General features: G+C 69.9%; 15 protein-coding genes. 10 read left to right on the forward strand and 5 right to left on the reverse strand.

Annotation, left to right across the window (positions count from 1 at the left end):
• Nucleotides 1-49: 49 nt before the first annotated feature.
• The 6 genes from GPZ80_RS19850 (at nt 50) to GPZ80_RS19875 (ending at nt 4,382) form a co-directional block, all read left to right on the forward strand.
• On the forward strand, nt 50-892 hold the full coding sequence (locus GPZ80_RS19850) for a PspA/IM30 family protein (protein WP_187222181.1): 843 nt from the start codon (nt 50-52) through the stop codon (nt 890-892).
• A gap of 7 nt (nt 893-899) precedes the next feature.
• Nucleotides 900-1,673, forward strand: a complete 774-nt coding sequence (gene pspM, locus GPZ80_RS19855; RefSeq protein ID WP_187222183.1) for a phage shock envelope stress response protein PspM — start codon at nt 900-902, stop codon at nt 1,671-1,673.
• A complete protein-coding gene (pspM, locus tag GPZ80_RS19860) occupies nt 1,670-2,344 on the forward strand; it encodes a phage shock envelope stress response protein PspM (protein ID WP_446678430.1) in 675 nt (224 codons plus the stop codon). The genes pspM (GPZ80_RS19855) and pspM (GPZ80_RS19860) overlap by 4 nt, the downstream gene beginning before the upstream one ends.
• Nucleotides 2,345-2,412: 68 nt before the next feature.
• Complete coding sequence (locus tag GPZ80_RS19865; protein WP_187222192.1) at nt 2,413-2,676, forward strand: hypothetical protein; 264 nt, start codon at nt 2,413-2,415, stop codon at nt 2,674-2,676.
• Between the two features lie 90 nt (nt 2,677-2,766).
• The gene (locus GPZ80_RS19870; protein ID WP_187222194.1) at nt 2,767-3,009 is read left to right on the forward strand and encodes a hypothetical protein; all 243 of its coding nucleotides are present in this window, start codon (nt 2,767-2,769) and stop codon (nt 3,007-3,009) included.
• A gap of 101 nt (nt 3,010-3,110) precedes the next feature.
• Nucleotides 3,111-4,382: a uracil-xanthine permease family protein gene (locus tag GPZ80_RS19875; RefSeq protein ID WP_312880468.1), complete on the forward strand. Its 1,272-nt coding sequence runs from the start codon at nt 3,111-3,113 to the stop codon at nt 4,380-4,382.
• Here GPZ80_RS19875 and GPZ80_RS19880 read toward each other — a convergent pair.
• Nucleotides 4,357-5,370, reverse strand: coding sequence for a quinone-dependent dihydroorotate dehydrogenase (locus tag GPZ80_RS19880; protein WP_187222198.1), 1,014 nt, complete (start codon nt 5,368-5,370; stop codon nt 4,357-4,359). The two genes, GPZ80_RS19875 and GPZ80_RS19880, sit on opposite strands and share 26 nt — an antisense overlap.
• Nucleotides 5,371-5,413: 43 nt before the next feature.
• Here GPZ80_RS19880 and GPZ80_RS19885 point away from each other — a divergent pair, with 43 nt between their 5' ends.
• Together GPZ80_RS19885 and GPZ80_RS19890 are read left to right on the forward strand one after the other, a co-directional pair.
• Nucleotides 5,414-6,238: a hypothetical protein gene (locus GPZ80_RS19885; protein WP_187222200.1), complete on the forward strand. Its 825-nt coding sequence runs from the start codon at nt 5,414-5,416 to the stop codon at nt 6,236-6,238.
• 103 nt (nt 6,239-6,341) lie between these two features.
• Nucleotides 6,342-7,007, forward strand: coding sequence for a phosphotransferase (locus tag GPZ80_RS19890; protein WP_222719554.1), 666 nt, complete (start codon nt 6,342-6,344; stop codon nt 7,005-7,007).
• Nucleotides 7,008-7,075: 68 nt separating this feature from the next.
• Here the strand turns inward: GPZ80_RS19890 and GPZ80_RS19895 are convergent, their stop codons facing one another.
• Nucleotides 7,076-8,386 (reverse strand): RNA polymerase sigma factor, encoded by a 1,311-nt coding sequence (locus GPZ80_RS19895; protein WP_312880453.1) that lies wholly within the window; start codon nt 8,384-8,386, stop codon nt 7,076-7,078.
• A gap of 175 nt (nt 8,387-8,561) precedes the next feature.
• Nucleotides 8,562-9,311: a polyphosphate--glucose phosphotransferase gene (gene ppgK, locus GPZ80_RS19900; RefSeq protein WP_187222206.1), complete on the reverse strand. Its 750-nt coding sequence runs from the start codon at nt 9,309-9,311 to the stop codon at nt 8,562-8,564.
• Between the two features lie 80 nt (nt 9,312-9,391).
• Between ppgK and GPZ80_RS19905 the strand changes: the two genes are divergently transcribed.
• Nucleotides 9,392-10,192 (forward strand): inositol monophosphatase family protein, encoded by an 801-nt coding sequence (locus GPZ80_RS19905; RefSeq protein ID WP_187222208.1) that lies wholly within the window; start codon nt 9,392-9,394, stop codon nt 10,190-10,192.
• 61 nt (nt 10,193-10,253) lie between these two features.
• Here the strand turns inward: GPZ80_RS19905 and cei are convergent, their stop codons facing one another.
• Nucleotides 10,254-10,949 carry an envelope integrity protein Cei gene (gene cei / locus GPZ80_RS19910; protein WP_312880454.1) on the reverse strand — a complete coding sequence of 232 codons (696 nt, stop codon included), beginning with the start codon at nt 10,947-10,949 and terminating at the stop codon, nt 10,254-10,256.
• Nucleotides 10,950-11,447: 498 nt separating this feature from the next.
• On the opposite strand from cei, the gene GPZ80_RS19915 reads away from it, so the two are divergent.
• A complete protein-coding gene (locus GPZ80_RS19915; RefSeq protein ID WP_091371191.1) occupies nt 11,448-11,756 on the forward strand; it encodes a DUF4193 domain-containing protein in 309 nt (102 codons plus the stop codon).
• A 73-nt stretch (nt 11,757-11,829) separates the two neighbouring features.
• Here the strand turns inward: GPZ80_RS19915 and GPZ80_RS19920 are convergent, their stop codons facing one another.
• Nucleotides 11,830-12,315, reverse strand: a complete 486-nt coding sequence (locus tag GPZ80_RS19920) for a DUF3093 domain-containing protein (protein ID WP_312880455.1) — start codon at nt 12,313-12,315, stop codon at nt 11,830-11,832.
• Nucleotides 12,316-12,332: the final 17 nt, after the last annotated feature.

Genomic DNA, 12,332 nt, shown 5'->3' on the forward strand with positions numbered 1-12,332 from the left:
GCAGCGGGGTCCAGTGATCCGGCAGGTACGAAGAAGGCAGGCGGAGGAGATGGCCAACCCGTTCGTGAAGTTCTGGAAGTACCTCATGGCGTCGTTCTCGTCGAAGATCGACGAGCACGCCGACCCGAAGGTGCAGATCCAGCAGGCCATCGAGGAGGCGCAGCGCGCGCACCAGGCCCTCTCACAGCAGGCCGCGGCGGTGATCGGCAACCAGCGCCAGTTGGAGATGAAGCTCAACCGCCAGCTCGGTGAGGTCGAGAAGCTGCAGTCCTCGGCTCGCCAGGCCCTCGTGCTGGCCGACGAGGCCCGGTCCAAGGGCGACGAGCAGAAGGCGACGCAGTTCGAGAACGCCGCGCAGTCCTTCGCCACCCAGCTCGTCACCGCCGAGCAGGGCATCGAAGACCTCAAGACGCTGCACGACCAGGCCCTGCAGGCCGCGGGCGCGGCCAAGACCGCGGTCGAGCGCAACGCGATGGTCCTGCAGAACAAGCTCGCCGAGCGCACGAAGCTGCTCAGCCAGCTCGAGCAGGCCAAGATGCAGGAGCAGGTCTCCAAGTCGCTCAACCAGATGAGCGAACTCGCCGCGCCGGGCAACACCCCGTCGCTCGAGGAGGTCCGCGACAAGATCGAGAAGCGGTACACCACCGCCCTCGGGTCCGCCGAGCTCGCCCAGAACTCGGTGCAGGGCCGGATGATGGAGGTCCAGGCCTCCACCACGGAGATGGCGGGCCACTCGCGGCTCGAGCAGATCCGCGCGTCCATGGCGGGCGGCAAGGTCGCGGGCGAGGTCACCAGCGGACCGGCGGCGGCCGCGCCGACGGCCAACATCCAGGCGGAGATCCAGCAGCGGGTGGCCCAGGAGCAGAAGGCCAACCCGCAGGCCGGTTCCTGACCGAGCGATGACGGGGTCGCGCAGGCGTGAGCTGATCAAGCTCGGAGAGTTCGTAGGCCAACACGTGCGCGGCCCCTACGCGGACCAGATCCGCGGCACGATCGCCAGATGGCGTGATCCGCGGGCCAAGGCCCTGCGGCTGCGCCGCCAGGCGCAGAGACGGACCAGGCTGTGGGCCGCCACCGGTGTCACCACCGGTGGCGGCGCCGCCGTCCTGCAGACCGCCGTCGAGTCCCCTGGCGCGGCCCCTGGGGTCCTCATCGGCGCCACCGCCATCGCGGGCTTCATGGCGGTCACCGCGGGCCTCAAGTCGCGACGGCTGCACAAGGAGCCGCTGCCGGAGCCGATCCGCGTCCCCGCGCCGCTGCCCGCCCGCGGCTCCCAGGCCCGCGAACCGATGCGCCGCCTCGAGGAAGCCGAGGACACCCTCCACGAACTGCTGTCGCAGCTTGCGCGCGGAGCCTTGGTCCCGGCCGACTCGGTCGAGCAGGCCCGGCGCACCGGAGCTGAGGCGGCAGCCGCACTGCGCGCCACCGCCGCCCAACTCCACGCCGTGGAACGCGCCCGCGACCACGCCCCGCCGTCCGACCGCGCGGCCCTGTCCAACGGCGTCCGGCGATTACGGACCCACCTCGACGAAGGCATCGACGGCTACTGCCGCCTGGTCGCCGCCGCGGGCCACGCCCTGGCCGCCAGCACCCAGACCGGTGGCCGCGCCGAACTCGTCGACGCCACCGACCACCTCGCGGGCCTCGCCCACGCCCTGCGCGACCTTTCATGAAATATCGAAGACAGCTGCGGCGTCGACGGGCCCTCTTTCAGTTCGCTCTGGCGTTGTTCCTCATCCCGACTTTGGCCTTCCTGTTCATGGCGATGGCACAGTGGACCGGCCTTGATCCGAATCCGGACACGGAAGCCGCCCTGGGCGGGGTCTTCCTCGCGCTCATGACCGGCCCGGTGGCGGTCTTCTGCGGCGTCCAACTCCGCCATGTCAACGCTGACCTGCGCGCTCTGCGGCACCCACCCGCCGCCCCCGGCCAGGTGACGCCCGCCCAGTGGTCCCACACGCAGGAGTCGCTTCGCCGCCTGGCCGACGCCGAGACGGCGCTGGACGACCTGCTCAATCTCTTGGCCGCCAGAGATCTGCCGTCGGGAACTGTGCCGACCGCCAGGGCCGCGGCAACCGATGCCGCGACGACCATCCGTTTGGTCATCGACGAACTCGCTCTCGTTGAACGGGCGCTGCCCTACGCGATGGACGACCCGCGGATGGCGTCCGCCCTTGAACGGCTGACCGAACGGATCGAGAAAGGGCTCGCCGGGTACGGCGCCCTGATCGCCGCCGCGGGTCAACTGCTCGCCGAGACGTCGACGCCGACCGGCCCCGACCAGCTCATCGAGGCGACCGACCACCTCAAGGCCCTTGCCTACGCCCTGCGTGAGCTGGCATAAACCAGGTTCGCAATCGAGGGAGCGAACCGGACCCGCCGCGCGTCCCACTGTCGACACGAGGGGGCGAGATGACCGATCGAAGCCAACTGCTGCGCCGACAGCTGCGCACGCGGATCTTGTCGGCCCTGCTGCTCATTTCGGCGGGTTACTTCTTGCTGCCCGTGGTGTCCGTGTGGCTTGGTTTCCTCCCGCACCCGGGCACCGCGGTCCTCGATCGGTCCCTCTCGGCCGCTTTCGTCCTGGGACTGCCCGTGGTGGCCTGCTGGGCCCACCTCAAAACCCTGGGCGATGCCCTGTCGGCCGAGCGCGAGCATGGCGCAGATGGTGCGTAACCGGCCGTGTGCCCATGATCACTTCCAGGCCACGTCATAGCCTCCGGAAACCACCGTCTCCGCCTCGAACCGACCCGAGGGGAGCCCGACGTGGACACGATCGACCTGGCAGCACTGCGTGAGACCGTGGCCGAGCGCGTGGCCGAGGCGGCGGCCTATGAGGACCGCTTTTGGGACATCGTCGACAACAGCGGTGTGGACCGCACCCGCGCCTCCCGCATGCTCGACGTCGCCGTCGAGTGGATCGGCACCGGTCGCGGCACGATCGTGGACCCGTACGCCCTCGCCCTGTCCTGGATGCCTGAGCGCGACGATCTCACTACCTGCCACTAGGGCATCTGTGTGAACATCACGGTGTCGTATCGACTTCGCGACTACTTGCTGTGGCACCATGCACCGACAAATCCCGGGCGTGGGTGGAGGCGGCGTTGACGGTGTGGTCCGTGCACGGTGACGGCCGCCGCGTCCGTGATGGTGATCAAGTCGCGCCGAACGAGCGGCTCAGCTGGCCGCTGACCATCGGGCTCGGCCTGCAGCACGTGGCCGCGATGTTCGGCGCCACCGTGCTCGTGCCCGCCCTCACCGGTTTCCCGGTGACGACCACGCTCCTGTTCTCCGGCATCGGCACCCTGCTGTTCCTCATCATCACCCGCAACCGCGTCCCCAGCTACCTGGGCTCGTCGTTCGCGTTCATCGCGCCGCTGATGGCCACCCGCGACGAGGGGATGGCCGCGCAGCTCGGAGGAGTGCTCACAGCCGGTCTGCTGCTCATGGGCGTCGGCGTCGCGGTCAAGGCCCTCGGGGTGCGGCTGCTGGACTCGGTCATGCCGCCCGTCGTCACCGGCGCCGTCGTCGTCCTGGTCGGCCTCAACCTCGCGCCGACCGCCACCCAGTCATTCGCCAAGCAGCCCGTGGTCGCGGTGGTCACCCTCGCCACGATCCTGATCTGCGGGGTCGCGCGCGGCCTGCTCTCCCGGGTGTCGATCCTGGTCGGCATGCTGGTCGGCTGGGCGTTCGCCGCCTTCACCGGCGCGTTGAGCGACGAGCGGCTTGCCGCGATCGCCACCGCGCCCTGGTTCGGGCTGCCCGAGCTGAGCGGCCCACAGCTGCGACCGTCCGTGGTCTTACTCGTCATCCCCGTGGTGATCGTCCTCGTCGCGGAGAACGCGGGCCACGTCAAAGCCGTCGGCACGGTCACCGGCCGCAACCTCGACGGCAGCGTCGGCGACGCGCTCATCGCCGACGGCCTCGCCACCACGCTCGCGGGCGCGGGCGGCGGCTCCGGCACGACGACCTACGCCGAGAACATCGGTGTCATGGCGCTGACCAAGGTGTACTCGACCGCCACCTACGCGGTCGCCGCGCTGACCGCCATCCTGCTGTCCCTCGTCCCGAAGTTCGGCGCGGTGGTCAACACCATGCCCGATGGTGTCCTCGGCGGCGCCACGCTGTTGCTCTACGGGATGATCGGCCTGGTCGGCGTCCGCATCTGGATGGCCAACAAGGTCGACTTCACCGACCCGGTCAACCAACTCGTCGCCGCCGCGGCCGTGGTCGCGGGGGTCGGCAACCTGACCATCACCATCGGCGAGCTCACGATCGAGGGCATCGCCTGGGGCTCGATGTTCATCGTGCTGGCCTACCCGCTGCTGCGCTGGTGGCGCGGCCGCGGCGACGAGGTCACCGTGCGGCGACCGCGCGGTTGATCCGGCGCACCAGTGGCGGTCCCTCGTAGATGAACCCGGTGTAGAGCTGCACCAGGGTGGCGCCCGCGTCGAGCATCCGCAGCGCGCCGTCGGCGTCGAAGATCCCGCCCACGCCGATCACCGGCAGCCCGCTCTCCTTGTGGACGAAAGCCACGACTTCACGCGCCCGCTCCGCCAGCGGCCGCCCGCTCAGGCCGCCCGCCTCCGCGCCCGTCGCCACATCGGACGGCGCGAGGCCATCCCGGCTGAGCGTGGTGTTGGTGGCGATGATCCCGTCGACCCGGTGGTCGGCGCAGACCTGGAGCACCTCGGCGATGGCGTCGTCGGTGAGGTCGGGGGCGATCTTGACCAGCAGCGGCTTCGTCGACTCTCGGCGCAGCTCGCTGACCAGCACGTCCAGCGCTTCCCGGTCCTGCAGCCCGCGCAGGCCGGGGGTGTTGGGGGAGCTGACGTTGATCGCGAAGTAGTCGCCGAACTCGTGCAGCGCGCGCAGTGAGTGGCGGTAGTCCTCGACGGCCTCGTCGACCGGCGTCACCTTGGACTTGCCGATGCTGATGCCCAGCGGCACCCCGACCGGTCCGGTCGCGCGCAGGCGTGAGGCCAGCGCGTCGGCGCCCGCGTTGTTGAAGCCCATCCGGTTGATCACGGCGTCGCTGTCGGTGAGCCGGAACAGTCGCGGCTTCGGGTTGCCCGGCTGCGGGTGCTGGGTGACCGTCCCGACCTCGACGAACCCGAACCCGAGCGCGGGCCACGCCCGCAGCGCGTGTCCGTCCTTGTCCATTCCCGCCGCGAGCCCCACGACGCCCGGGAAGTCCACGCCGAACGCCCGCACCGTCTTCGACGTGCCGAAATAGTGGCGAAGGGCGGACACGGCCGGGCGGACTTTCGCCAGGCGCGCCAGGCCCGCCATCGTGCGGGTGTGGGCGATCTCGGGATCGCCGCCGCCGAGTTTGAACAGGGTGCTTCGAATCAGCTGCTGGTAGACCACGTCCACATCGTGTCACCCGCCCCGTTCGGACATGATGGTCGGTGTGAGCGTCGACGACTTGTACGGGCTGCCGCGGGAGGAGTTCATCCCCGCCCGCCGCGAACTCGCCCGCCAGGCCCGGGAGGCGGGTGACAAAGAGGGCGCCGCGGCCATCGAGAAGCTGGCGAAGCCCACCACGGCCGCCTGGCTGGTCAACCGGCTGGCCCGCGAACACCCGGACGAGATCGAGTCCCTGGTCTCCCTCGGCGACGAACTGCGCGAAGCCACGGGCAACGCGTCGGGTTCGGAACTGCGGGCCCTGACCCGGCAGCGCACGGAGTTGATCGGCAAACTCGTCGGCCTGGCGGGTGGAGCCAAGCTGACCGACGCGATCACCCGCGAACTCGAGGACATGTTCACCGCCGCCGTGGCCACCCCCGAAGCCGCCGAGGTCCTGCGCGCGGGCCGGATCACCACCGCCCGCGACCTGGCCATCGCCCCCACCTGGCCGGGCCTGACCTTGTCGCCGCCGTCGAAGCCTGCTGCCAAGAAGCCCGCGGAGAAACCCAAACCTCGCGCCAAAGCCGACGACGAACGCGCCCGCAAGGCCGCCGCCCGCCAAGCGCTGGCCGACGCCAAAGCCCAGGTGAAAGCCGCCGAAGCCGAACGCGCCGCGGCGGACAAGGCCATCCGCAAGGCCGAGGACGCGGTCACCGCCGCCGAAAAACGCGTCCGCGACCTCAACGCCGAACTCGACGCCGCGGAACTGGCCGAACTGGAGGCCCGCCGTGCCCTCCAGCTGGCCCGCCGGGAGGCGAAAGAGGCGGAGCGGGCCGCGGGACTCGCCTGGCGCAAGATGCAGCAGGTAGAGGAGAGTTCAGGGGGTTAGGCCCGTCGTGGAGGAGGTCCCGCTCACCGGGGGTAACGCGAGCACCGGCGTCGTCCGAGTCGGAGACACCGTGCGCCGCCCGGCAGGCCCATGGACGCCTTCGGTGCACGCGCTGTTGACGCACCTGCGCTCGGTCGGCTTCCCCGGCGCGCCCCGACCGCTGGGCATTGACGAGCGGGGCCGGGAGGTCCTGGAATTCGTGCCCGGCGAGGTGCCCTGGCCGGTCGCGGGCACCCAGTTGGAGCCCGACCGGGCCCTGGTGGTCGTCGGCAGGCTGATCCGAGACTTCCACGACGCGGTCGCGGACTTCGTTCCACCCGCGGGCGCGACGTGGCAGGTGCTCATCCCGGCTGACGGGGCCGAGACGATCGCCCACCACGACCTCGCACCGTGGAACCTCGTGGTGAGCGAGGCGCGCTGGGCATTCATCGACTGGGACACCGCCGCACCCGGAACCCGGCTGTGGGACCTCGCCTACGCCGCGCAGAGCTTCGCCGCTCTCACCGCGGGCGTGCCCACAGACGTGGCTGCTCGCAGACTGCGGCTGCTGGTCGACGCCTACGTCCTGGACGAACCGCAACGGCACGCACTGCTGCGCCTGCTCGGCCCGCGCGCGTGGTCGATGCGCGACTTCCTGGCCGCCCAGGCCGCCGCCGGGACCCAGCCCTGGGCTCGCCTGTGGCTGGAGGGCCACGGCACGGCGTGGCGGTTGACCGCCGAGCACATCGATCGGCACGCCGAGAGCTGGGCGAAGGCCCTGCTCGACTAATCCCGCGCGAATACAAAACGCCGCCCGCTCCGAAGGGGAGCGGACGGCGTCCGTAAGCGGTCCTCGGCTTATTCGAGGTAGTCGCGCAGCACCTGCGAGCGCGACGGGTGGCGCAGCTTCGACATCGTCTTCGACTCGATCTGGCGGATGCGCTCACGGGTCACGCCGTAGACCTGCCCGATCTCGTCCAGCGTGCGTGGCTGGCCGTCGGTGAGGCCGAAGCGCAGCCGGACGACGCCCGCCTCGCGCTCCGACAGGGTGGCGAGGACCGACTGGAGCTGGTCCTGCAGCAGGGTGAACGACACCGCGTCCACGGCCACGACGGCCTCGGAGTCCTCGATGAAGTCGCCGAGCTGGCTGTCGCCCTCGTCGCCGATCGTCTGGTCGAGCGAAATGGGCTCCCGGGCGTACTGCTGGATCTCCAGCACCTTCTCCGGGGTGATGTCCATTTCCTTGGCGAGCTCTTCTGGCGTGGGCTCGCGGCCCAGGTCCTGGAGCAGCTCACGCTGTATGCGGCCGAGCTTGTTGATGACCTCGACCATGTGCACCGGGATACGGATGGTGCGCGCCTGGTCGGCCATCGCGCGGGTGATGGCCTGGCGGATCCACCACGTCGCGTAGGTCGAGAACTTGTAGCCCTTGGTGTAGTCGAACTTCTCGACCGCGCGGATCAGGCCCAGGTTGCCTTCCTGGATCAGGTCCAGGAAGGCCATGCCGCGGCCGGTGTAGCGCTTGGCCAGTGACACCACGAGCCGCAGGTTCGCCTCGAGCAGGTGGTTCTTGGCCCGCTCACCGTCACGCACGATCCAGCGCAGGTCGCGCCGCATCTGCGGCTGGAGCTTCTCGCTCTCGTCCTCGGACTTGCGCACGCGCTCCGCCGCGTAGAGGCCCGCCTCGATCCGCTTGGCGAGTTCGACCTCCTCCTCGGCGTTGAGCAGCGCGACCTTGCCGATCTGCTTGAGGTAGGCGCGCACCGAGTCGGCCGAAGCCGTCAGCTCGGCGTCCTTGCGGGCCTGGCGGAGCGCCTCGGACTCTTCTTCGTCCCAGACGAAGTCGCCGTCCTTGCCGGGCTCCTTGGGGTCCTTCTCCTCGGGCTCCTCGGCGACCTCTTCCACCGGCTCGACCTCGACCTCTTCCAGGTCGGCCAAGTCGGGGTTGTCGGCGTCGTCGGGCTCTTCGCCCTCGGGACCGTCGCCCTTCTTCGGCGCGGCCTTGCCCGCGGCGGCCTTCTTCGGCGCGCGGGGCGTCTTGGCGCCCGCGGCCTTCTTGGCCGGCGTCTTGGCGGCGGTCAGGTCTTCTTCCGACGGCTCGCTCTTGGTCGTCTTGGCGGCGCTTGCCGACGCGGTGGAGCGTCGGGTTGCGGTTCGTGCGGCTGCCACGTACGCCCTTTCACAACTGTCCATCACAGCGGCGCCAAACTGGAAAAACACCTGGTCGCTGCCGGAGTTCGGGGGAGTGCCCTGCGGCTGCCTGAGCCATGGGCGTGTTCCATTGTAGCGACGCGCGGCGTGTCGCCGGGACACGCCAAGACCGAAAGTCGCCCGAGTCGTGCTTTCAGGCCCCGGCAGCGGCCACCGCCGCGCCGACAATGCCCGCGTCATTGCGCAATTCCGCGGCGACGATCTTGGTCCGCACATCGAGCAGCGGAAGCCACTTATCGGCCTTTTTGCTGACTCCGCCGCCCACGATGATCAGGTCCGGCCAGATCAGGTTCTCCAGGGACGAGATGTAGCGGGTGACCCGCTGCGCCCACTCCGTCCATGACAGGTCTTCCTCGTCCTTGACCGACGCCGCCGCGCGCGTCTCCGCGTCGTGGCCGTCGATCTCGAGGTGGCCGAACTCGGTGTTCGGGACGAGTTTGCCGTCGAGGAACAGCGCGCTCCCGATGCCGGTGCCGAAGGTGAGCAGGACGACGACGCCCTCCTGGTCGCCCGGCCAGCCGTAGCGGATCTCGGCCATCCCGGCGGCGTCGGCGTCGTTGAGCACGACGACATCACGTTCCAGCCGCTTTCCGAACACGGCCGCGGCGTCGGCGTCGAGCCACGACTTGTCGATGTTGGCCGCCGTGTGCGCGACGCCCTTCTTGATCACCGCGGGGAGGGTCACGCCCACCGGGCCGTCCCAGTCGAACCTGGTCACGATCTCTGCGACCACGTCGGCGACCGCGTCCGGCGTGGACGGGTTCGGCGTCGGGATGCGCACGCGCTCGCCGATCAGCCTGCCGGTAGCGAGGTCCACGACGCCGCCCTTGATGCCGGATCCGCCGATGTCGACGCCGAAGCCCTGGCCTGCTGCCGCACCCATCGCTCGACCTTCCTGCTCGATTCAGAACCAATGTCCGCAGACATTAGCCGCCGTCGGGAGCGTGTGGTCGGATAGGCCACGTGACTCTCACCCCAAACGACTTGCTCAAGATCGCGGTCGATGTCGCCACCGAGGCGGCCGACCTCGCCCGGACCGCCCGCGAGAGCGCCATCCAGGACGTCGACACCAAGTCCACCGCGACCGATGTGGTCACCGCCGCGGACCGTGCGGCCGAACGCCTGATCCGTGAGCGCATCGCCGAACTGCGCCCGGAGGACGCCGTGCTGGGCGAGGAGGACGGCGGCGCCGTCGGCGAGGGCGTCACCTGGGTCGTCGACCCGATCGACGGCACGGTCAACTACCTCTACGGCTACCCCTGGTACTGCGTGTCGGTCGCCGCGCGGGTCGACGGGCACTCCGTCGCGGGTGCCATCGTCGAGCCGGTCAGCGGCCGGGTGTGGACGGCGGCGAAGGGTGCGGGCGCCTGGCTCGACGGCAGGCCGCTGCGGGTGTCCACGCCGGAGTCGGTCGAGTTGTCGCTGGTCTCCACCGGCTTCGCGTACTCGCGGCAGCGGCGCACGGACCAAGCAGCCGTCGCGGCCCGATTACTGGCGCGTGTCCGCGACATCCGCCGTGGCGGGTCGTCCGCGATGGACCTGTGCGCCGTCGCCGCGGGCTGGGTGGACGCCTACTACGAGCGTGGACTCTCACCGTGGGACTGGGCCGCGGGCGCCCTCATCGCCGCTGAGGCGGGCGCGATGGTGTCCCTGCCCGGAGACGACCCGGAACTAGGCCACGACGCCGTCTACGCCGCCGCGCCAACCATCGCCAACCCGCTCCGCGCCACCCTCATCGACATCGGCGCAGGCGGCGATTACTAGCAGGAACTGCCTGCCCCGCCCAACCGCGGCCCCTTGGGCTGCGGTCGGTCGAGTCCCTTGTCTAACAGCGTTGGTCTAGGGCGCCGTCGATGAGGTCTTGGGGGATGGGGGCGGCGGCCGTGCCGTCGGAGAGCAGTCCACCCTGGGCGTCCGGGTGGGACGCGGCCCACTCGGCGAGCGTCTCGACGACCTTGCGGGCCTCCGGGCTCGGCTTGAGGTGGTCGAACCTCTGGCCGATGGCGAAGTCGACGGTGGCGTCCTGGCGTTCGTCGCGGACCAGTTCCGCGCACGGCTCCAGGATGTTCAGCGTCCGCGCGACCGACGCGCCCTGCGGCCCGAACCGGATCTGTGAGCGGCAGTCAAGCGAGCCCCGCGGGTAGATCAGGTCGTTCGCCGGGTCGGCGATCTGCGTGAAGCCGAGTTCGCGCAGGGTCTCGGTGACGGCACCCGCCTGGCGATTCTGTCCGCTGGCGTTGACCACGCGCACGAGCGCGGTGCCTGCGGGAGCGGGGTTGGTCCGGTCGAGGCCTGCGCGGTCGAGGGTCTCGCCCAGCGGTGGGGGTGCGGTGCCCTCGGCGGGGACCGCGGGCGGCGAACAGGTCATCTGGCGCGCGCTCGACCGGTCGGCCTTGATCACCTGGAGCCAGACGATGCCCGCGGCGACGCCGAGGACCACGATGAGGATCAGCGCCGGGAGCGGACGACGCTTGCGGTAACGGCCTCCAGGCGCGTTCCGCATCACGTTGCCGGCCGCCACGGTCGCGCCCTTCCTACGAACACCATGCCCTACCCCCGTAGGCATTGGGAGCCGGTTGTTCCGACTCGACTCTCGCTGCTGATCAGCCTATTTGATTCCGCGGATTTCGCAGCCCGGGCTGTGTCGCGACCCGTGGTTCCAGGATTGTCCACCGGGAGCCGCCGCAAACGTGATCCATTTTGGGGGATCGCACCACGCTACTCGCTGGTGGGCAAGGAACGTGTCCGGACCGCAACACGCTGTAGATGATCTCATCCGGGCCGCCGACGCGCCCGAAACACCCCCACTCGGGTGATGCTGTGCATGAGCGGCCGCTTATGAGCTACCCTCTGCCCGCTCCGGTCGCCGAAGAAGCCTGCCGAATCGATTCGGACGGCTGTGCCAAGCCGACGCGACCGGCGAGACCACCGTCACTCTAGTGGCGGGCACAAACCGGGGTGCTGGAACGTTGACCAGCGGCACGACCCACATCCTGATGGACCGCAGGGGTGAAAGAAGATGGCTACCGACTACGACGCACCGCGCCGCAGCGAGGCGGACGATCTCGCTGAGGACTCTCTTGAAGAGCTCAAGGCGCGGCGGAACGAGAACCAATCCGGTGTCGTCGATGTGGACGAGACGGACACGGCGGAGAGCTTCGAGCTGCCTGGTGCTGATCTGTCCGCGCTCTCGGGTGAAGACCTCACCGTTCGCGTGGTGCCCAAGCAAGCCGACGAGTTCACCTGCTCGAAGTGCTTCCTCGTGCACCACCGCAGCCGATTGGCCGAGGACAACGGCGGCACGTACGTCTGCCGCGACTGCGCGTAAAGCCCACCACGCAGCGCGTCGGACGAGCACGACCTGGAACAGCCGGGTCTCCCTTCGGGGAGCCCGGCTGTCCTCATGCCGCGCGAAGGATCGCCGCCAGCTCCGCGGGCTTTCGCGTGCTGAACACCCAGTACGGCGTGGGGTCGGCGGGATCGGTCACCTGAACCCGCAGCAACGGCCCTACCCAACCCCGGTGGAGCATGAACGCGGCCGGGTCCAAGTGCGGACCCAGGACCCGTCGTTTGTCCTTCGCCTCGAAGACCTCGACCTCGCCGACGAACTCCAGGGGCAGGTGCGCGTCGCCGACGAGCAACTCGCCGTCCTCGACGGCCACCTTCGTGCGGCCCGAGCGCACGATGAGCAACAGCGCCAGCGGCACGATCACCACGTAGGGCAGCCACGCCCGGACACCCGGGTAGCCCATGTGAATCTCGGCGGACAGCAGGACCGCGGCGATGAGCGGCAGCGGCCACCAGTACCAGGTCACATACATCCGTTCGCGGTAGCGCGCGTCGGTGGTTTCGGGTGCGTGCGCACCCGTGCCTGAGGTATCTGTCACGAAGCCAGGGTAGTCTC

It is taken from the genome of Actinokineospora xionganensis (assembly GCF_014323725.1).
GTDB lineage: Bacteria > Actinomycetota > Actinomycetes > Mycobacteriales > Pseudonocardiaceae > Actinokineospora > Actinokineospora xionganensis.

Coding starts and splice junctions, on each gene's coding strand:
- GPZ80_RS19850 (WP_187222181.1), top strand. CDS start 50: ATGGCCAACCCGTTCGTGAAGTTCTGGAAGTACCTCATGGCGTCGTTC.
- pspM (WP_187222183.1), top strand. CDS start 900: ATGACGGGGTCGCGCAGGCGTGAGCTGATCAAGCTCGGAGAGTTCGTA.
- pspM (WP_446678430.1), top strand. CDS start 1,670: ATGAAATATCGAAGACAGCTGCGGCGTCGACGGGCCCTCTTTCAGTTC.
- GPZ80_RS19865 (WP_187222192.1), top strand. CDS start 2,413: ATGACCGATCGAAGCCAACTGCTGCGCCGACAGCTGCGCACGCGGATC.
- ppgK (WP_187222206.1), bottom strand. CDS start 9,311: ATGGGTGCGGCAGCAGGCCAGGGCTTCGGCGTCGACATCGGCGGATCC.
- GPZ80_RS19915 (WP_091371191.1), top strand. CDS start 11,448: ATGGCTACCGACTACGACGCACCGCGCCGCAGCGAGGCGGACGATCTC.